14 protein-coding genes are annotated in these 19,694 nt (G+C 65.1%); 10 read left to right on the top strand and 4 right to left on the bottom strand.

The window, feature by feature from the left end; translation table 11 throughout:
• Positions 1 to 19: 19 nt before the first annotated feature.
• Complete coding sequence (locus tag HHL22_RS15165; RefSeq protein ID WP_169532181.1) at positions 20 to 697, bottom strand: peptidoglycan DD-metalloendopeptidase family protein; 678 nt, start codon at positions 695 to 697, stop codon at positions 20 to 22.
• Between the two features lie 209 nt (positions 698 to 906).
• On the opposite strand from HHL22_RS15165, the gene HHL22_RS15170 reads away from it, so the two are divergent.
• From HHL22_RS15170 to dut, 3 genes are all read left to right on the top strand, one after another.
• Positions 907 to 2,004 (top strand): ferredoxin--NADP reductase, encoded by a 1,098-nt coding sequence (locus HHL22_RS15170; RefSeq protein ID WP_169532182.1) that lies wholly within the window; start codon positions 907 to 909, stop codon positions 2,002 to 2,004.
• A gap of 95 nt (positions 2,005 to 2,099) precedes the next feature.
• A complete protein-coding gene (locus HHL22_RS15175; RefSeq protein WP_169532183.1) occupies positions 2,100 to 3,848 on the top strand; it encodes a M3 family oligoendopeptidase in 1,749 nt (582 codons plus the stop codon).
• A gap of 140 nt (positions 3,849 to 3,988) precedes the next feature.
• Complete coding sequence (gene dut / locus HHL22_RS15180) at positions 3,989 to 4,432, top strand: dUTP diphosphatase (RefSeq protein WP_169532184.1); 444 nt, start codon at positions 3,989 to 3,991, stop codon at positions 4,430 to 4,432.
• A 193-nt stretch (positions 4,433 to 4,625) separates the two neighbouring features.
• On the opposite strand, the gene HHL22_RS15185 is transcribed toward dut, so the two are convergent.
• The gene (locus HHL22_RS15185) at positions 4,626 to 4,997 is read right to left on the bottom strand and encodes a hypothetical protein (protein ID WP_169532185.1); all 372 of its coding nucleotides are present in this window, start codon (positions 4,995 to 4,997) and stop codon (positions 4,626 to 4,628) included.
• 103 nt (positions 4,998 to 5,100) lie between these two features.
• On the opposite strand from HHL22_RS15185, the gene HHL22_RS15190 reads away from it, so the two are divergent.
• The 7 genes from HHL22_RS15190 to HHL22_RS15220 all read left to right on the top strand — a co-directional run bounded on the left by HHL22_RS15190 (position 5,101) and on the right by HHL22_RS15220 (position 16,965).
• Positions 5,101 to 6,081 carry a threonine ammonia-lyase gene (locus HHL22_RS15190; protein WP_169532186.1) on the top strand — a complete coding sequence of 327 codons (981 nt, stop codon included), beginning with the start codon at positions 5,101 to 5,103 and terminating at the stop codon, positions 6,079 to 6,081.
• Positions 6,082 to 6,230: 149 nt separating this feature from the next.
• Positions 6,231 to 7,241 carry a sugar nucleotidyltransferase gene (locus HHL22_RS15195; protein WP_169532187.1) on the top strand — a complete coding sequence of 337 codons (1,011 nt, stop codon included), beginning with the start codon at positions 6,231 to 6,233 and terminating at the stop codon, positions 7,239 to 7,241.
• A gap of 161 nt (positions 7,242 to 7,402) precedes the next feature.
• Positions 7,403 to 9,586 carry a gliding motility-associated C-terminal domain-containing protein gene (locus tag HHL22_RS15200; RefSeq protein ID WP_169532188.1) on the top strand — a complete coding sequence of 728 codons (2,184 nt, stop codon included), beginning with the start codon at positions 7,403 to 7,405 and terminating at the stop codon, positions 9,584 to 9,586.
• A 156-nt stretch (positions 9,587 to 9,742) separates the two neighbouring features.
• On the top strand, positions 9,743 to 11,548 hold the full coding sequence (locus tag HHL22_RS15205; RefSeq protein WP_241738108.1) for a tetratricopeptide repeat protein: 1,806 nt from the start codon (positions 9,743 to 9,745) through the stop codon (positions 11,546 to 11,548).
• Positions 11,549 to 11,774: 226 nt separating this feature from the next.
• Positions 11,775 to 14,969 (top strand): GH92 family glycosyl hydrolase, encoded by a 3,195-nt coding sequence (locus HHL22_RS15210; protein WP_169532190.1) that lies wholly within the window; start codon positions 11,775 to 11,777, stop codon positions 14,967 to 14,969.
• A gap of 181 nt (positions 14,970 to 15,150) precedes the next feature.
• On the top strand, positions 15,151 to 16,425 hold the full coding sequence (locus HHL22_RS15215; RefSeq protein WP_169532191.1) for a hypothetical protein: 1,275 nt from the start codon (positions 15,151 to 15,153) through the stop codon (positions 16,423 to 16,425).
• A 111-nt stretch (positions 16,426 to 16,536) separates the two neighbouring features.
• Positions 16,537 to 16,965, top strand: coding sequence for a hypothetical protein (locus HHL22_RS15220; RefSeq protein WP_169532192.1), 429 nt, complete (start codon positions 16,537 to 16,539; stop codon positions 16,963 to 16,965).
• A gap of 247 nt (positions 16,966 to 17,212) precedes the next feature.
• Here the strand turns inward: HHL22_RS15220 and HHL22_RS15225 are convergent, their stop codons facing one another.
• Entirely contained in the window at positions 17,213 to 18,349 is a 1,137-nt protein-coding gene (locus HHL22_RS15225) for a putative sensor domain DACNV-containing protein (protein WP_169532193.1), read from the bottom strand.
• A gap of 100 nt (positions 18,350 to 18,449) precedes the next feature.
• On the bottom strand, positions 18,450 to 19,691 hold the full coding sequence (locus HHL22_RS15230; protein ID WP_169532194.1) for a sensor histidine kinase: 1,242 nt from the start codon (positions 19,689 to 19,691) through the stop codon (positions 18,450 to 18,452).
• Positions 19,692 to 19,694 lie beyond the last annotated feature (3 nt).

Genomic DNA, 19,694 nt, shown 5'->3' on the forward strand with positions numbered 1-19,694 from the left:
CGAAGAACCTTTGGCTTATCTAGTTCACCAGCAGCCACGGGCTAGGGCACAGCGCGGCCCAATACGCCTGCTCGCTAGGGGGCGCCACGCCCGGAAAGTCCCCCCAGCGGCCCTGCAAGTCGGTTATCACCTGGAAGTGCAAGTGGGGCGGCCAGTCGCCGTTTTCGGGGTAGGGGCCCACGTGAGCGAATGCTTGGCCCTTTAAAATGCCTTGGCCGGGGCGCAGTGCTGCTAAGTCAGTGCGGGTAAGGTGGCCGTAGAGGGTGTAAAAAGTTTCCCCGTCCAGCGGGTGTTCCAGAATAACGGTGGGGCCGTAGTCGCCGAAATGGTTGTTATCGGCCAGGCTGTGCACGATGGCGGGCAGCGGCGCGGCCACGGGCGTGCCGGCGGGCACCCACACATCAAGGCCCAGGTGCAGGGAGCGGGCTTCGGTGGCGGCGTCAAAATGGGGGCTGCGGCGGTAGATAACGCGGTTTTCGAGGTAGCCGCCTACCCCCACGGTAGCTTGCTGCTCGGCCAGCATAGCCTGCACCACGCGGGTAAAAGCAGCCGTGTCGCGCAGCTGCTCGGGCTGCGCCAGGCGGGGGTTGGCAGCCGTGAAGTCGAGCCGCGCCACGCCGGGGCCGCGCAGCGGAAAAGGAAACAGCGGGGCTAGCCGGTGGCGATGCCGGGCCAGCAGGGTAGAAAATTCGGGCATTAGGGAACGAAGCTAGGGCCAGGGAGTTAAAAGCCCCTAGGCCCTAAAGCTGCCGCCAGTGTTACCGTACCTTTGCGCGGCCGCTGAATGGCGGCCCGGCCCTGGGGCCCGTGGCGAGCCCAGCCGCCCCCAGGGCCGGGCCGCCGCAGTGGTGCCGGGGGCTAGCTCATCCGTTTTCTATCCTGCTTTCTACCAGTTAGTTTTAAGTTATGTCGTCGTACCTGACGCTGCAAGTTGTTGCGCTTACCCAAGAAACGCCCGATACCGTTACCATTCACCTCGAGCGGCCCGACGGGCAGCCCGTGGTCAGCCAGCCGGGGCAGTTCCTGACGCTGCTGGTGCCCTGCGGCCCGGCGGGCGCCCGGCCCGAGCGCCGCGCCTACTCGCTCAGCAGCACGCCCGCCGAGGCCCCGCGCCTGTCCGTCACCGTGAAGCGCGTGCTAGGCGGCCTGGTTAGTAATTATTTGCTTGATAACGTGAAAGTTGGGCAGACGTACGAAGTGCTGCCGCCGCTCGGCAACTTCGTGGTGAAGCCCAGCCCCGGCGCGGCGCGCTCGCTGGTGCTCATTGGGGCCGGCTCGGGCATTACGCCGCTCATGAGCATGCTCAAGGCGGTGCTGGCCCAGGAGCCGCGCAGCCATGTGCTGCTCATTTACGGTAACCGCAACGAAAACACGGTCATTTTCAAGCAGCAGCTCGCCGCCCTGGAGGCCAGCAGCAGTGGCCGCCTGCAGGTTGAGTACGTGTATAGCCAGCCCCTAGGGGCCGTGGGCGCCCACCAGCACACCGGCCGCCTCAACCGCACCACGCTGCTGCGCATCCTGGAGCACCGCCACCAGTTTCCGGCCCCGCAGGCCGAGTACTACATCTGCGGGCCCGAGGGGCTGATGACCGAAGCCCAGGCCGCTCTGGAGCTGCTGAATGTGCCCGCCACGCGCATTCGGCGCGAGAGCTTCGTGGCGGCTGCCGACGCGGCCGAAGCCGGCGACCAGCACGGCGACGCCCTGGCCGGCCCCGACGATGGCACCGTGAAAACCCGCTCGGTAAAGGTGCAATACGAGGGCAGCGACTACGTTTTTGAGGTGCCCCCGAGCAAAACTATTCTCGACGCGGCCCTCGACCTCGACATCGACCTGCCCTACTCGTGCCAGGCGGGCCTGTGCACCGCCTGCCGCGGCAAGTGCCTAAGCGGCAAGGTGCACCTCGACGAGCGCGAAGGCCTTTCGGACGCCGAGCTGGCCAAGGGCTACGTACTTACCTGCGTAGCCCATCCGCTGACAGCCGATGTAGTAATTGAAATAGGCTAACTCACAGCATATTGCCCGAAATTTGGTAATTGTGCCAAGCTTTTGGCCGGGCGGGCTTGTTAACTGTCCTCATACTTGTGTCGTAAACTACAGCTATGGTTTTTTCCGAGCTTGACGTCCCACCTACCTCACTGGCTACCGATACCGCCCGTGCGCCCCGCCATTACCTCCCGGAGGATTTTCGGGTAACTGACTGGGCGGCGCTGGAGCCTTTTTGCCAAGAGCTGCAGCACCGCTCCGTGCCCGATGCCTCCGCCCTGGAGCGCTGGCTGCTCGACCGCTCGGAGCTGGAGGCGGCCCTAAGTGAGGACTTGGCCTGGCGTTACATCCGCATGACGTGCGACACCCAGGACGCTACTCACGCCGAAGGGTTTCAGTTCTTTGTGCAGGAGATAGAACCCCTGATGGCGCCCTACGACCACGCCCTCAACGAGAAGCTGCTACGCTCGCCTTTTCTGGCAGGCCTCGACCCCGGCCGCTACGGGGTATTTCTGCGCTCGGTACGCCGGGCGTCGGAAATCTACCGCGAGGAGAATATTGCCCTCAAAACCGACATCTCTACCAAGCAGCAGCAGTATGCCGCCACCGTGGGCGGCATGACCGTGACGCTCGGCGGCGAAGAGCTGACCCTGCCCCGCGCCGCCGACTTGCTGAAGAGCCTCGACCGGGCCGTGCGCGAGCAGGCCTGGCGGGCCGTGCAGGAGCGCCGCCTGCAAGACAGCCAGGCGCTCGACGCGCTGTATACAGAGCTGGTGCAGCTACGCCACCAGGTGGCGCTGAACGCGGGCTTCCCCAACTTCCGCGACTACATGTTTGCCGCCCTGGGTCGCTTCGACTATACGGCCGAGGACTGCTTCGACTTCCACTCAGCCATCGGGGCCACGGTGGTGGGGCTCACGAGCGAGTTTGACCAGCAGCGGCGGCAGCGCTTAGGGTTGGAAAACCTGCGCCCCTGGGACCTGGACGTGGACCCCAGCGGCCAGCCGCCGCTGCACCCGTTCAGCACCGGCGCCGAGCTACTGGAGAAAACGATAACCATCTTTCAGCGCCTCGACCCCTTTCTGGGCGACTGCCTGCGCACCATGCGCCAGATGGGCCACCTCGACCTGGAAAGCCGCAAGGGCAAGGCTCCCGGGGGCTACAACTATCCGCTCGACGAAACGGGCGTACCGTTCATCTTCATGAACGCCACCAGCAGCTTGCGCGACGTAGTGACCATGCTGCACGAGGGCGGCCACGCCGTGCATTCCTTCCTGACGCGTCGCCTGCCCCTAGGGGCCGATAAGCACCCGCCGAGCGAGGTGGCCGAGCTGGCTTCCATGAGCATGGAGCTGATGAGCATGGACCACTGGGACGTGTTTTTTGAAAATCCCGCCGACCTGCGCCGCGCTAAGAAAATCCACCTCGAAAGCGTGCTCGAAACCTTTCCCTGGGTGGCTACTATCGACAAGTTTCAGCACTGGGTGTACGAAAATCCCACCCATACCGAGGCCGAGCGCCACGCCCGCTGGACGGAAATTTTCCGGGAATTCAACCAGCGCAGCGTAAGCTGGGAAGGATTGGAAAAATACTTGCCTTACTTGTGGCAGAAGCAGCTGCACCTCTACGAAGTGCCTTTCTACTACATCGAGTATGCCATGGCGCAACTCGGGGCTATTGCCGTGTGGCGCAACTTCCGGCAAGACCCTGCCGCCGCGCTGGCCGGCTACCAGCGGGCGCTGGCCCTAGGCTACACCGTGCCCATTGGCGAGGTGTACGAGGCAGCCGGCATTCGCTTCGACTTCAGCACCGAGTACCTACAGCAGCTAGTCGATTTTGTGCGCGGCGAGCTGGCGGCGCTGTAAAGCAGTTAATTGTAGTCGTGATAGCACGTCCTGCTGCGCTTGCCGCAGTCTCTCTCCCATGTCGCCCCTAGGGCAGTTGTGCGGGAGAAAAGCTGCGCCGAGCGCAGCAGGACGTGCTTTTGTCTCAGCAAAACAGCTATATGCTCACTATCCCTGTTTTAAATTCTTCGCGGCACCCGCTACCAGCTTACCAAACGGCGCAGTCGGCCGGCCTCGATTTGCGCGCTAACCTGCCAGCCGGCGCCGTCACCCTAGGGCCGTTGGAGCGGGCACTCATCCCAACGGGCCTGAGCCTGGCGCTGCCCGCGGGCTACGAGGCGCAGGTGCGCCCCCGCAGCGGCCTGGCCCTCAAGCACGGCATCGGCATCGTCAACAGCCCTGGCACCATCGACGCCGACTACCGAGGCGAGATTAAAGTGCTGCTGGTCAACCTCTCCAACGAGCCGTTTGAGGTGCGCGACGGCGAGCGCGTGGCCCAACTGGTGGTGGCCCGCCACGAAACTGTGGAGTGGGAGCTAGCCGAAACTCTCACCGAAACCGCCCGTGGCGCCGGCGGCTACGGCAGTACCGGGACCGCAGATTAAACGGATTTAACGGATTGCGGGGATACGCCCGCTGCGCGGGCTGACGACGCGGACGGCGTGATGCCTTTACTTGCTTTGCTGACCCTAGGGTAGCAGCGCGAATAATGTGGCGATGCGCGCCGTCTGCGTCGTCAGCCCGCGCAGCGGGCGTATCCCCGCAATCCGTTAAATCCGTTTAATCTGCGATTCAGATTTAGTGGCTGTGCCCTTGGTGCTGGGCAATGGTCATCATGTTGCCGCCGGCCGAGGCTAGTTTCTGACTCAATTCGCGCAGCTTATCGCCGAGGCCGGCGAAGCTGTGCAACCCTAGGGCCGCCTGGCTGGTGAGGTTGCCTAAATTTATGAAAGCCTTGCCCATCCCGGCCGCGTCGTTGCGGTTGATGGCTTCGCCGAGGACTTGCAGCTCCTCGGTAATGGGGCGCAGGGCGTTGCTGTTTTGGCCATGCAGGGCGTCGAGCCAGGCTTGCAGATGCGAGCCGGCTACGCTGCTGTCGCCGCGGAAACCCTCGTTGGTGGCCGTAAACAGGGTTTGAATATCGAGTTCGGCTTGATTGAAGTAGTTCATAGGGACAAAGTAAGCGGTGCGCTGGCTAACGCGGAAGCCGCCTGCGCGGTTGTGACCGCCGGGCGGCCCTAGGGAGTTAGGCGCTTGCCGCTACTTTCGCCCCATGAACCTAGTGACCCTGGCCGACATCGAGCAGGCCCGCGAGCGGCTGCGCGGGCTGGCCCGCACCACCCCGCTGCTACCCTTTGAGCTATCCGAGCTGCCGGATGAGCACGTGTACCTGAAGCCCGAAAGCCTGCAGCCCATTGGCTCATTTAAGATTAGGGGCGCCGGCAACCGCCTGGTGGCGCTGCTGCCCGCCGAGCGCGAGCGCGGCGTGCTGGCCTACAGCAGCGGCAACCACGCGCAGGGCGTGGCCTATGCCGCCCGGCAGCTGGGGCTGCGCGCCACCATCGTGATGCCCACCACCGCGCCCCAGGTGAAGATAGCCGCCACCCGCGCCCTAGGGGCCGAAGTGGTGCTCTACGACCCCGCTCACGAAAAGCGCGAGGCCGTGGCCGCCCGCCTGCTGGCCGCCGCGCCCGCCCCCCCGGTGCTGGTGCCGCCCTTCGACGATGCCTACGTGATAGCCGGGCAGGGCACCGTGGGGCTGGAGATAGTGGAGGCCCTGCCTACGGTAGAGCTGGTGCTGGCCCCGGTGGGCGGCGGTGGCCTGCTGGGCGGCATGGCCGCCGCCCTCAAGCTGCTGAAGCCCAGCGTAAAAGTCATTGGCGTGGAGCCCGAGCTGGCCGCCGACGCCCAGGCCTCCTACCGCAGCGGGCAGGTGGTGGAATGGGCCGCTGCCGACACCGGCCGCACCTTGGCCGATGGGGTACGCACGCTGTCGGTGAGCGAGCTGACCCTGGCCCACCTGCGCCAATACGCCGACGACATCGTGACCGTGAGCGAGGCCGAGCTGCGCGCCGCCGCCCGCCGCCTGCTGCTCGAAGCCCGTCTGGTAATCGAGCCCACCGCCGCCCTGCCGCTGGCGGCCCTGCTGCGCCACCGCGCCAGCCTGCCGCCCAGCCAGCACACCGTGCTGGTGCTCACCGGGGGCAACGCCGACCCGGCCACCCTGGTAGAGCTGCTGCACGGCGAAGGCTAGACATTGGAGTATGGGCCAGGGCCTTCATCTTTGTGCCATCTTTTTCAGCGCCAACTCGCCCGGTTGGCCCTAGGCGCACCCCGGCAACCAAATACCCCGGCAGCAGTATTGCTAGCATCTTCCCCCCAATTTCCCCCAACCAAGCACCTATGAAAATTATCGTTCCCATGGCGGGCATGGGCAAGCGCATGCGCCCCCACACGCTCACCGTTCCCAAGCCCCTGATTCCGATTGCCGGCAAGCCCATTGTGCAGCGCCTCGTGGAGGATATTGCCCGCGTGTGCGGCGAGCCGGTGGATGAGGTGGCCTTCATCATCGGACGCTTTGGGTCGGCAGTGGAGAAAAGCCTGGTCGCCATTGCCGAATCGGTAGGAGCCAAGGGCTCGATTTATTACCAGGACGAGCCCCTAGGGACGGCCCACGCCATTTTGGCCGCCAAGGACTCGCTGACCGGCCCGCTGGTAGTAGCCTTTGCCGATACGCTGTTCAAGGCTGATTTTAAGCTGGATAGCTCGGTGCCCGGCACCATCTGGGTGCAGCGCGTAGACGACCCTAGGCCCTTTGGCGTGGTGAAACTCGACGACGCCGGTCAGATTACCGACTTCGTAGAAAAGCCCGAAACCTTTGTCTCGGACCTGGCCATTATCGGCATCTACTACTTCCAGGACGGCGCCTACCTGCGTGAGGAGCTGCAGTACCTGCTCGACAACGACATTAAGGACAAGGGCGAGTACCAGCTCACCAACGCCTTGGAAAACATGAAGAACAAGGGCACCATCTTCGTGCCCGGCCAGGTGACGGAGTGGCTCGACTGCGGCAATAAGGACGCTACCGTATACACCAACCAGCGCTACCTGGAATACCTGCAGGAGCGCGGCGAAGAACTGGTATCGGCGTCGCTACGCATGGAGCATTCAGTCATTATCGAGCCCGTGTACGTGGGCGAGGGTGTCACCATCACCAACTCGGTGGTGGGCCCGCACGTGAGCATCAGCGCCGGCGCGCGCATCACCGACTCGCGCATTAGTAACTCCATCGTGCAGGGCGCGGCCACGGTGAACAGCGCCAACATCGCCAACTCGATGGTGGGCAACAGCGCCATCGTGAACGGCCACCCGCAGGATTTGAGCCTGGGTGATTTTAACGTGCTCAAGGTGTGAGCTGCCTAGCAGCTAGAGGTTTGTGATAATAAAAGCGGCGCAGCTCTTGACGGAGCTGCGCCGCTTTTTTAATGGCCTAGGGCAGTAGCTTTGCCTAGTAGTGCGCTTACTACTTTTCAACGCAGCGTATGCGAGCATTTTACTTCTATTTACTAAGCTATTTGCTGGCGCTAAGTGCTTGGGCCCAAGCACCTACCAAGGTCTGGGACCGTACGCTGGGCGGCAGCAATGCCGATTTTCCCTATGCCATTGCCGCCACTACCGACGGCGGGTCGGTTGTGGGCGGGTATTCTTATTCCGGGGCTTCGGGCGATAAAACCCAGGATATTAATGGCAATAATGACTATTGGGTTGTTAAGCTCGATGCCAGCGGGAAGAAGCAGTGGGACAAAACCTACGGCGGCAACGATTACGACGTGCTGCGCAGCTTGCAGCAGACGAAAGATGGCGGCTATATCCTAGGGGGCTTCGCGTATTCGTCCCGGTCGGGCAGCGTGTCGGAAGCTAGCAAGGGCGGGGCCGATTACTGGATTGTTAAACTCGACGCCAACGGAAACAAGCAGTGGGACCGGCGCATAGGCGGCAACGACCACGACTTACTATACGCCCTGCAACAAACTGCCGATGGGGGCTACATTTTAGGGGGCTCTTCCTTTTCGAAAATATCGGGCGATAAAAGCGCTAACCCTTATGGCTTTAGCGGAGCCGATGGCTGGGTGGTGAAGCTCGACGCCAATGGCCGCAAGGAGTGGGACCGCACCCTAGGGGGCACCAACGCCGACGAGCTGCGGAGCATCGAGCAAACCGCCGACGGCGGCTACCTGGCGGGTTTCTCCACTGCCTCGCCCGTATCGGGCGACAAAACTAAGCCCAGCAAAGGCGGCTACCTCGACTACTGGGTGGTGAAGCTCGACGCCCAGGGCCAGGTGCAGTGGGACCAGGTAGTAGGGGGACCGGGGCTGGACTACTTCGTGACGGCCCACCAAACGCGCGACGGGGGTTACATTCTGGGCGGGCACACCGACTCGGAGGTGGGGGGCGATAAAACCCAGCCCAACCGCGGGGGCATCGACTACTGGGTGGTGAAGCTTGATGCCCAGGGCCAGCGCCAGTGGGACCAGCGGGTGGGCACGACCGTGGGCGATACCCTAGGGGGCCTGTGCCAAACCAGCGACGGCGGCTACCTACTGGGAGGCAAAACCAGGGGTGGTATTGGGGGCGATAAAACCCAGGCCCGCCGCGGAGGCTACGACTACTGGGTGGTGAAGCTCGACGCCAGTGGTAAGCAGCAGTGGGATGGTGCTTTTGGCGGCACGGGCAGCGAGGAATTGGTGAGCTTGCAGCAGCTAGCCGACGGCAATTACCTGCTGGCCGGCGCTTCCTACTCGGGGGCGGGCGCTGACAAAAGCGAGGCCTCACGTGGAAATGCGGACTACTGGGTGGTAAAAATTACGAGTGGCGCGCAGCTAGCCATCCAGGGCGAGCAGGTGCTGTGCCCAGGCGGCGCGGTAGTGCTGACGGCCGTGCCCATCCCGGCGGCGGCTACCTACCAGTGGAGCACCGGCGCCACTACGCCCACCTTACGCGTCACGCAGCCCGGTACCTATAGCGTGGTAGTCACCTTTGCCGATGGGCAAACCCGCACGGCCCAGCACCAGGTAACGGCCTTCGCCGCCAGCCTCACCATTGCGGGCGACTCGGTGCTGTGCGCCGCCGGAACGCCGCTGACGCTGGCCGCTACCACCACCGGAGCGAGCGCCTACCAGTGGAGCACGGGGACTACTACCCCCACCATCGCCGTCAGCCAGCCCGGACTCTATACGGTAGTTGCCACCTACCCAAGCGGCTGCACCGCCCAGGCCCGGCTACGGGTGCTGGCCTCGCCGGTGCTGCCGGCCTTCTCGCTCGGGGCCGATACTACCCTCTGCGAAGGGGCGCAGCTGCTGCTGCGAGCCCCTACGCTGCGCGGCGTCACGTACCGCTGGTCCGACGGGTCGGCGGGCGCTACGCTGGCCGTGCAGCAAGCCGGGAGCTACAGCCTGACCGTAGCCAGCGCTTGCACCAGCCAAACGGCCACCCGGCGCATCGCCACTAAGTCGTGCCTGCTGCTGCCAAACATTATCACGCCCAATGGCGACGGACTCAACGACCGTTTCCGCGTGGCGGGGCTCGTTGGCACGGGCTGGCAGCTACTGGTGTATAACCGGTGGGGCCAGCAGGTGTACCAGGCGGCTGATTACCGCCACGAATGGGGCGAGCAGGCCGCGCCCGGCCTCTATTACTACCACCTGCGCCAGGCCACCACTAACACGGCCTACCAAGGCTGGGTAGAAGTGCGGCCTTAGCTTTGCGCCGCGCCATAGCTGAAGCGGGCTGATGCCGCGCATACAGGCGAGTAGTGAACCAAACTCCCCAAAAAAAGGTGCTTAAAAATAAGTCGACGACTTTATTGGTTATACGTCTTTATATTCATGTGCCGGCCCCCTAGTCGGCAAGCTGCTATGCGTAAGGTACTATTTGGGGTCTGGATACTTTTGTCGGCCACGGCCGGCTGGGCCCAAACGGCCGGGCGGCCCGATTCGGTCAGCGGGCAGCGCAAGCCCGTGAAACTGAGCCGTAAGGAGCGGCGCGAGCTAGCCCAGAAAGTGGCCTACGACGCCAAGAAAACAGCCGCCGCCGTGCTCTCGCCCAAGGAGCGCGAGCTGGCCGAGGCGCTGTACGTGGACGGGGTGAAGTACGTCATCTTGGAAGACTACACCAAGGCCTTGGAGCGCCTGCTGCGCGCCTATACCCTGATGCCCGACAACGCGGCCGTGAACTACAAGCTGGCCGAGGCTAACCTGCTGAGCGGCAACCTGCGCGACGCTACCAACTACGCCGAGGCCGCTGTGCACCTCGACGCCAGAAACCCTTACTACTACCTGCTGCTGGCCCAGGCCCAAGCCAGCCAGAAGCAGTACGACGCCGCTACCGCCACCTACGCTAGCCTAGTGCAGCAAGTGCCCAACTCGGGCAGCTACTTGTTTCAGCTGGCCGACCTCTACATTGCCCAAAATAAGCTGCCCGAGGCGCTGACTACCCTCGACAAGGCCCAGGCGCAGTTTGGGGCGCTCGACGAGATTTCGTTTAAGAAGCAGCAGATATACCTGCGCCAAAACAACCTGCCCCTAGCCCTAAAAGAGGGCGAAAACTTGATTGCCTCGAACCCCACCGAGCCGCGCTACGTGCTGGCCCAGGCCGAGATGTACGCCGCCAACAATCGCCTGCCCGACGCTCAGCGCGCCGCCGAGCAGGCCCTGCGCCTCGACCCGCAGTCGCCCCAGGCCCACCTGGTGCTGGCCGACATCTACCGCCAGCAGAAGCAGCAGCCCGAAATGGAGAAGCACCTGCGCCTGGCCCTCGAAAACCCCTCGCTGGATGTGGACCAGGCCATGCGCATTCTGGTGGGCTACCTCAAGCAGCTGCCCGACCCCAAGGTGACGCCGCTGGCCCTCGACCTGGCCGCCGTTACCGTGCGCAGCCACCCCCAAGAGGCGAAGGCCTACAGCATGGCGGGCGACATTCAGGCCACGGCCGGCAAGCGGCGCGAGGCCCGCGACAGCTACCTGCACGCCCTGCGCTACGACAAAAGTAAGTACCAGCTCTGGCAGCAGCTGGCCGTGCTCGACGCCGAGCTGAACCAGCCCGACTCGCTGGTGCGCCACACCGACCAGGCCCTAGAAGTGTTTCCCAATCAGGCGCCGCTGTGGTTTTTCAACGGCGTGGGCTACTCGCTGAAGCACCAACCGCAGCGGGCGGTGCAGGCCCTCGAGCACGGCCGCCGCCTGGCCGCCGGCAGCACCGACCAGCAAAGCCAGTTCGACGCGCAGCTCGGTGATGTGTACAACGAGCTGAAGGATTACGCCAAGTCGGACGCGGCCTACGACGCCGCCCTGGCCGCCGACCCCACCAACTACGGCGTGCTGAATAACTATAGCTACTACCTGAGCCTGCGCGGCGAGAAGCTGGACAAGGCCAAAGAAATGTCGGGCCGCACAGTGGCTAAGTTTCCCGACAACGACACCTACCTCGATACCTACGCCTGGATTCTGTACAAGCAGAAAAACTACGCCGGCGCCAAGGAAAACCTGGAGCACGCCCTCAAAACCACCAAGGACCCGAGCATTTTGGAGCACTACGGCGACGTGCTCTGGCAGCTGGGCGAGCACAGCGGCGCGGTAGCTGCCTGGCAGCGCGCCCGCAAGGCCGGCCCCGGCACCTCGCCGCTGCTCGACCGCAAAATCCGGGAGCAGAAGCTGGTGGAGTAGGGGTCCTGAGAGAAAAAAGATGGTTATGCTCATCTGGCGTCCGCTTGTCGAAGCATCTCTACCGAACGATACCCTAGGGGCGTGGTAGAGATGCTTCGGCAAGCTCAGCATGACGTTCTGGAAAGATTCTTAGCAGCACTCAAATGCGCTTTTGGACAGGCGGCCCTAGGCACTCCGCTCGCAGTTTTGCTAGTAGCTTGCGGCCCCTCCTTTTCCCACTCCGCGCATGATATCCAGGCTGTTGCTGCTGCTGGCATTTGGTATGAGTACCCTAGGGCTTCGGGCCCAGGCCCCGCCGAATACAATTATCTGGCAGGTAGGCGCGGCCGACCGCTCGGGCGCCGAGTTTGCCCTGGCGCCGGCGGGGTTCCGGCAGTTCGTGGGGCATGATTTCGGCTACGAGGACAAGCTGTACGTGGTGGGCTTCTCGCAGCCGAAACGCGACTTTCCCTACGTGCTGCCCGGCCCGGCCGATACCTGGGGCGGCACCTGGGGCACGGCCGGCTGGCGCACCAACCAGGTGGCCCTAGGGTTCGCGCTGGGCACCGAGCCGGCGGCTAGCGGCTACCACCTGCAGGTGCGGCTGGCCGACTACGCCAAGAAGTTTCTGCCGCTGCTCAAAGTCAGCATCAATGACCAGGACGTGAAGGTGCAGCTGACCGCGCCCGGCCACGACCGGCGCCGGCAGCCCCGGCCCAGCCTGCAAGAAATACCCGTGGACACGGCCAGCCTCGTCGGCAACCTGACCAGTGCCACGCCCTACGTGCTGGATATTCCGGTGGCGAAGGGCGTGTTGCGGCGGGGCGGCAATAAGGTGGTTATCACGGTGCTGGAAGGCTCCTGGGTGCTCTTTGACCAGGTGCGACTGGTGGGGCCTAGGGGCGCGGCCGTAGCGCCGCCCGGCCCGGCGCTGGTGCAACGCGTGCAGCCCACGGCCTACGAGCTGGCCGCCCAGGGCCGGCGCTGGCAGCCGCTGCTGGTGGCCGTGCACCACCTCAGCGGCCGTCCCACGCTGCAAGTGCAACTCGACGGTCGCCCCATTTTCAGCGAGGCCGTGGAGCAGGGCGACTACGAGTTTGAGGCGCCGATGCCGGCCGTGGCCGCCGCCCGCACCAGCCGCTACCAGGTGCTGCTGGACGGCCGCGTGGTGCAAGCCGGCACCGTGCGCCGCGCCGCGCAGCCCCTGCAAACGCCCGCCGACTACGTAGATACGCGCCTCGGAACGGCGCACTCGCGCTGGATGATAGCGCCCGGCCCCTGGATGCCCTTCAGCATGGTGAAGCTGAGCCCCGACAACCAAAATAGCGGCTGGCAGGCCGGCTACCAGCCTAGCTACGAGAGCGTGGGCACGTTCAGCCACCTCCACGAGTGGACCATGGCGGGCCTCGGGGTGTTCGCCACCAACGGGCCGCTCAAAACCAGCATCGGCGACGAGCTGCAACCCGGCTCGGGCTACCGCTCGCGCATCGACAAAAAGACCGAAGCCGCGCCCATCGGCTACTACAAGGTGCAGCTGGCCGACTACGACATCCGGGCCGAGTTGACGGCCACCACCCGCGGCGGGCTGGAGCGGTTCACGTTCCCGAAGGGCCGCGACAGCGCCCGCGTGCTGCTCGACTTGCACATTCCGGCCGAGTACGACTACCAGCTCAAAAACGTCAAGTTCAAGAAAATCAGCCCCTACCGGCTAGAGGGCGTGGTGCACCAGTTTTCGCCCGGCGTGTGGAGCCACGACGCCGACCAGGACTACACCCTGCACGTAGTGGTGGAATTCGACCAGCCCATGCGCCGCCTGGGCACCTGGCTGAACGGCCGCGCGCGCTACGGCGCCGACTCGCTGGTGGCGCTGGATGCCCAGGACGCGGGCCTGTTTGCCGAGTTCGACGCGCAGCGGCAGCCGGTGGTGCAGGTGCGCACCGGCCTCTCGCTGGTGAGCCTGGCCGGCGCCCGCCAAAACCTAGAAACCGAGCTGACCAAGCCCTTCGGCTGGAACTTCGAGGCCGTGCGCCAAAACCAGCGCCGCACCTGGAACGAGCTGCTGGGCCGCGTGCGCATCACGACGACCAACCGGCTCGAAAAAATGCGCTTCTACAACGCGCTCTACCGCTCGGTGTGCAGCCGCAACACCTGGAGCGACCTCAGCGGCGAGTGGCGCGGCACCGATGGCGCCGTGCACCGCCTGCCCCGGCCGGGCGATGTGGCCCTAGGATGCGACGCGTTCTGGAACACCTTCTGGAACCTCAACCAGGTCTGGAACCTGGTGCTGCCCGAGTGGAGCAGCCGCTGGGTGAACTCGGAATTAGCGATGTACGACGCCTATGGTTGGCTGGCCAAGGGCCCCGCCGGCCTGAACTACGTGCCCGTGATGGTGGCCGAGCACGAAATACCGCTGCTGGTGTCGGCCTACCAGATGGGCATCCGCGACTTCGACGCGCCCAAGGTGCTGGCCGCCGCCGTGAAGATGCAAACCACGCCGGCCCAGAAAGTCTACAGCGGTTTCGCCGGCAACCGCGACCTGGTGGCCTACCAGCAGCACGGCTACGTGCCCGCCGACCAGGGCCGCTTCTCGAACTCCATGGAGTACTCGTTTGACGACTGGACGGTGGGGCAGCTGGCGCGGGCCCTAGGGCACCCGGCCGAGTACGCCACCTTCAACGCCCGCGGCGCGTGGTGGCAGCACGCCATCGACAGCGCCGGCTTCTGCCACCTCAAGAACAGCGATGGGCGCTGGACCAAAAACTTCGACCCCTTCCGCAGCGGCGCCAACGAGGAATATGTGGAGGGCAACGCATGGCAGCTTACCTTCTTCGTGCCGCAGGATGTGCCCGCGCTGGTGCGCAAAGTGGGTCAAAAAACCTTCGTGGACCGCCTCGATTGGGGCTTCCGGGCCAGCGAGCCCTGGCGCTACAACGGCATGAACGACCAGTACTGGAACTACCCCGTGGTGCAGGGCAACCAGCAGTCCATGCACTTCGCCTTCCTCTTCAACTGGGCCGGCCAGCCCTGGCTGACGCAAAAGTGGAGCCGCTCGATACTGGACCGCTACTACGGCTACGGCGTGGGCAACGCCTACCTTGGCGACGAGGACCAGGGCCAGATGAGCGCCTGGCTGGTGATGGCGGCCCTAGGGCTGTTCCAAACCGACGGCGGCACCAGCGCCGCGCCCACCTACGAAATCGGCAGCCCGCTCTACCCCAAGGTCGAAATCGACCTGGGCGGGCGCTACGGCCGCGGCCAGAAATTTACGATAGAAGCCCACAGCGCCTCGCGTCGCAACCAGTACGTGCAAAGCGCCACCCTCAACGGTCGGGCCCTAGGGTCGTTCAACTTCCCGGCTGCCGAGCTGCTGCGGGGCGGCTCGCTGGTGCTGCGCATGGGCCCCGAGCCGAACAAGCAGTGGGGCACTACGGCGTGGCGGTAGGCCGAGTGGGCTGCCGGCCGCCGGGCCTAGGGCAGCCGCGGCCCCAAGTTGCTGGGCGAAGGCGCTACTTTTAGAGCATGAATAGTTCGGCGGAGCTGGCGCGGCAAGTGCAAGTGGGGGGTGCCGCTACCTGGGCGCCGGCCGGCCAGTTGCCTCAGCCACCGTGCCAGCCCGCGGCAGTATGAAAACCTGGCTGCTACTGCTGGCCCTGCTGCTGGGCACGGCATTCTCGCTCTGGCTATCGCCGGCCCCGCAGGGCGCGCCCGATGTGGAGTATTGGGGCGAGTACGTGCGGGTGGCGCCCGGCCTAGGCTTCGTGCTGAACCACGATAGCCAGGGCTATATCGACGCGGCCCGGTACCCCAGCCAGCTGCTGCGGCCGGGCGAAGTACGGCAGTCGCGCCCCCTTTATATTTTGCTGGGTACGGCCGTGGGCTACCCGCTGGCGACGGGGTTGCGGCTAGGTAGCCAGCTGGGCTTGCTGCCCCCTTGGTGGCCCGAAACGACCTGCTACTGGGGCTTCTACGGCGGCTACGTGCTGCTGAATGCCCTGGCCCTGCTGGCCAGCCTGGGGCTATTGCGCTGGCTGGTAGCGGCCCTGGCGGGCTGTCCGGCGCGCCGCTGGGTGTTTTGGCCCTTAGCCTGGGTGCTGGTAGCTAACCCCATTACCAAGGCGTTTTTCTGGACTGCCCACCAGCAGATGCTGGCATTTCTGGTGCCCCTGTTTTGCCTGGCGCTGGCCTTGTGGGTGGCCCGTCGGCCAGCCCCCGGCTGGCTTTATGCAGCGGCCCTAAGCGCGGCTCTGGGGGTGCTGCCGCTGCTCTACGGCAGCTTTGGGCTGGCTTGGCCGGCGCTGGCGTTCGGGCTGGGGGCTGCTTCGCTTGTGCACCCTAGGGCCCGCGCGGCGCGGTTTTCGGCCCGGCTGGCCGGCCAGTTGCTGCTGAGCCTGGCCCTGTTTGCCGCCCCTACGCTGCTGTGGATAGGGCTGCTGCGCCTGCACGGCACCACTTACTACAACCACGAGGCCGTGCGCTACCACCAGCTGGTGTGGCTGCTGGAGGCCTGCCACCTGCCCCTGGCCGGCTACCTGGCCCTGGTGGGCCGCCGGCTGGCCGAGTACCTGGGTAGCCTGCAGCTGATAGCCGGGTGGCTGCTGCTGGGCCTAGGGCTGCTGGCTGCCACCTGGTGGCGTACCCGCCGCGTCCGCCCGGCCCAGGCGCTGCTGCCGGCCCTGCCAGGGCGGGCGCTGGCGTTCACCTTCGCGTGCTTCGGAGGTTTTTTTGCGCTGCTGGGCTACTACCCCGAGCGCCTGGCCTACACGCTGCTGCCCCTGGTGCTGTGCCTGCTGGCAGGCCTGCTGCCGCACTGGCCGCCGCGCCGCGCCCGCTGGCTGGCGCTGGCCGGGGCTGCCGGCTGGTATGGCTACGTACTGCTCAGCTACGGCCCTTTCTCGTGACGACCAGCCGGGCTCGGTTGGTTGGTCGGCCGCCCGTAGCCGGGTGCCGGCCCGGTGGGCTACCCGGCTGGCTTCATCATTTTGCCGGGTACTGAGCCTATTTTTAGGGCGATGAAGGTTCCCGCCAAGCAAGCGCCCGCCCTGCTATTTGAAAATGCCGCCGGCCAGGTGCTGGCCGACTCTGCCGGCTTTTTACGCCTGGTGTGGAGCGCAAACGCGCGGCAACTAACTGACACCCAATCCTTGATGCGGGCCGTGAGCCAGCACCTGCGCCAGCGCGGCTGGAGCCGCCTGCTGGGCGACCAAACGAACCTGGTGCCTTTCTCGCCCGAGGAGCAGCACTGGATAGGCCAGGAGTGGCTGCCGGGCGAGGCGCGCACCAGCGGCTACCGCCACGGGGCCATCCTGGTATCGAGCCACGTGCTGAGCCGGCTGGCCACCGCTGCCATTACCAGCGCCCAGCCCGCCTCGGGGCTGCGCTACCGCTCCTTCGACGATGAGGCCACCGCCGTGTCGTGGCTGTTGCGTCAGCCGGCATAAGGGAATAGACCTAAATTAAACTGCCCGAAACAGGCGGTCATGCTGAGCTTGTCGAAGCATCTCCACTGCGTAACTAACTTCTGACGTTAGGATTACTTACGCGGTAGAGCTGCTTCGGCAAGCTCAGCATGACCGCCTGTTTCGGGCAGTTTAATTTGGGAACAAGTCTAATGGCTAAATGGGAAAACAAACGCTAAAGTCATTTTTACATTCTCCTATTTCTCCCTTTTCCCATTTGGCCGTTTCCCTACACCAGTAGCACGTCGATGCGGTGAGCGTGCACCACCCCTAGAGCCTTCGACCAGCGAAAAACCGTGAAGTTGCCGTCCTGTGAGGCTACCAGGGCCACGCCGTCGTGCTGGTCGTGCACAAACTGCGCGGCGGCCAGGTGGCGGGTGCCGCCCAGCTTGGCCGGGTGCATGCGCTGGGGCGTGCTGCCCAGCACGGGCTCGGTCAGCACCATTTCCTCTACCGGGGTGCTGCCGTCGCGGCGGGCCACCTTGGCCCCAAAGGCCAGCAGCGCCAGGCGGCCGCGGGTGAGCACGGTGGCCCCATCCACGGCCGTGAAGCCGCCAATAATCTCAATGTGGCGCAGCAGCTCGGCCGACCAGTCGGGGCCGTGGGCCACGGGGGCGGCCAGCAGCTCGGCCACGCCCTGGTAGGCGGGCTCGATGGGATAGCTAAGCGGCTGCACCAGCGAAGCCTGCCAGGCGTCGGAGCCGGGGGGCACCAGCAGCACCAGCGCCCCCCGGCCGTGGGTGCGCATGACGCGGCCCAGCTCTACCAGCACCACTACTGGGGCGGTGGGGTCGGGGTCGGGCGGCAGCGAGTCGCGCAGCTCGGGCATCTCGGCCAGGCCGGCGTTGTGCTCGTCCACCAGCTTTACCAGGTCGCCGCGCAGCACGGCCACGTTCACAAATTTGCCAAAGCCATCGGCCCGGCGGTGCTTAACAACCAGTAGGCCAGGCTCTACTACTTCCAGCACGAAGCCCACCGGCGGCACCTCGCTCACGGTGCCCCACACGTAGAGGCTGCCGTCGGCCGGCTCGTAGCTTACGCCCAGGTGGATGCCGGGGTGCTCCACGGCCGGCGCCAGCTTGGTGAGGTTGTCGGGCGTGAGGCGTAGCGGGTGCCCAAATAGCAGGGGCTGGGCAGTGTCGGCCGGGCCGAGCAGGGTCAACGAGATGCGCGGCGGCCGGCCTTCCTCGCGGCGCAGGCTAGCCCAGAAGGCAATATCAATAACGGCCTCGATGAGGGCCGCCGATGGGGTGGGGGGCAGCTGCTGCGCCCCGCGGCCCAGGGCGGCCGCCCGGTAGTCGGCAAAGTGGGCTTCCAGCTCGGGGGCTACCATGCGGGCAGCCAGGTAGGTGGGTTCGGAGTGCATAAGGAGCTAGGGAGCGGCGGGTAGTATAAGCCGAACCGGGCACTTATGTTTAGGCGTCTTCCGTGCTCCCCGGCGCCTAGCTATGCTGCCCAGGGTTGCCCTAGGCCCTCGCCACTCCTAAAGCGCTGCTATCGCCCAGGTACACGCTGAATAGAGTGCCCTGGCCGGGTTGGCTGGCTACCTCAATGCGGCCGCCCTGGGCCTGCACCAGCCGGTTGACCAGAAACAGCCCCACGCCAGTGCCGGACGCTGCCTCGGGGTGCAGCCGCTGAAACAGCTGAAACAGCTGCTGGCCGTGGCGTACCAGGTCGATGCCCAGGCCATTATCCTGCACCTGCAGCAGAGGGCCGCCGGGCGTGTGGCGGCTGCGCAGCACCACGCCCGGCGGCCGGCCCGGCTGGCTGTACTTCAGCGCATTGGCTACTAGGTTGAGTAAAATGGTGCGCAGGCTGCCCGGCACGTAGCATACAGCGGGCAAGCTCGCAAAATCTACCTCGATGGTGGCGCCGGCGGCCACCACCTGCGGGCGCAGGGTAGTGAGCACCTCGGCCAGTACCTCGGCCAGCACCACCCGCTCGGGGGGGCGGGTGGTGCCGGGCTGGCGCTGCTCTTGCACTACGGTGCCCAGGTCGGTGATAGTGGCGTTCAGCGTGTGCAGCGACTCGTCCACAAGGCGCCACATCAGGGCCGTATCGGGGTCGGTGCTGACGCTGGCTTGGCGCAACTCCTCAAATAAGCCCCGCAGGTTGTTCACCGGCTGCTTGAGGTCGTGCGAGGCGGCATACACGAAATTGTCGAGGTCGAGGTTGGTGCGGGCCAGCTGCTGGTTGGCGGCTTGCAGCTGCCGGGCCTGCTCGGCTAGCTCGCGGCGCGAGGCGTCGAGGGCGTGCAGCGAGTCGCGCAGCTGCTGGTTGATGCCGCCCAGCTCGGCGTGGTAGCGGTTTTCGTACTGCTGCCACTCGTGCTTTTCCAGGGCATGAAGCACCGTCTTGCACAGCAGCTCTTGGTCGAACTGGCCCTTCACCAGGTAATCGAGGGCGCCCGCGTTTAGGGCCTGCACGGCCAGCTGCTCGTTGCCGCCCCCCGTTATCATCACCACGCAGGGGCTGCTGGGGCGCGCCAGCTGCTGCAAGTCGGCTAACAACTCAATGCCGTCAAAATCGGGTAAGTTGTTGTCCAGCACCACGCAGTCGGGGCGCTCGGCGGCGTACAGCGCCAGGGCTTCCTCGCCCGAGGTAGCCTCGCACAATGCCAATCTCTCGTGCCCCAGCTGCCGGCCCAGGTAGCGCCTATACAGTACCCGGTCCGGCTCGTTATCGTCAACCAATAAAATCTTTTTCACTCC

Source organism: Hymenobacter polaris (assembly GCF_012927305.1).
Classification (GTDB): Bacteria; Bacteroidota; Bacteroidia; order Cytophagales; family Hymenobacteraceae; genus Hymenobacter; species Hymenobacter polaris.

Coding starts and splice junctions, on each gene's coding strand:
- HHL22_RS15165 (WP_169532181.1), bottom strand. CDS start 697: ATGCCCGAATTTTCTACCCTGCTGGCCCGGCATCGCCACCGGCTAGCC.
- HHL22_RS15170 (WP_169532182.1), top strand. CDS start 907: ATGTCGTCGTACCTGACGCTGCAAGTTGTTGCGCTTACCCAAGAAACG.
- HHL22_RS15175 (WP_169532183.1), top strand. CDS start 2,100: ATGGTTTTTTCCGAGCTTGACGTCCCACCTACCTCACTGGCTACCGAT.
- dut (WP_169532184.1), top strand. CDS start 3,989: ATGCTCACTATCCCTGTTTTAAATTCTTCGCGGCACCCGCTACCAGCT.
- HHL22_RS15185 (WP_169532185.1), bottom strand. CDS start 4,997: ATGAACTACTTCAATCAAGCCGAACTCGATATTCAAACCCTGTTTACG.
- HHL22_RS15190 (WP_169532186.1), top strand. CDS start 5,101: ATGAACCTAGTGACCCTGGCCGACATCGAGCAGGCCCGCGAGCGGCTG.
- HHL22_RS15195 (WP_169532187.1), top strand. CDS start 6,231: ATGAAAATTATCGTTCCCATGGCGGGCATGGGCAAGCGCATGCGCCCC.
- HHL22_RS15205 (WP_241738108.1), top strand. CDS start 9,743: ATGCGTAAGGTACTATTTGGGGTCTGGATACTTTTGTCGGCCACGGCC.
- HHL22_RS15210 (WP_169532190.1), top strand. CDS start 11,775: ATGATATCCAGGCTGTTGCTGCTGCTGGCATTTGGTATGAGTACCCTA.
- HHL22_RS15215 (WP_169532191.1), top strand. CDS start 15,151: ATGAAAACCTGGCTGCTACTGCTGGCCCTGCTGCTGGGCACGGCATTC.
- HHL22_RS15220 (WP_169532192.1), top strand. CDS start 16,537: ATGAAGGTTCCCGCCAAGCAAGCGCCCGCCCTGCTATTTGAAAATGCC.
- HHL22_RS15225 (WP_169532193.1), bottom strand. CDS start 18,349: ATGCACTCCGAACCCACCTACCTGGCTGCCCGCATGGTAGCCCCCGAG.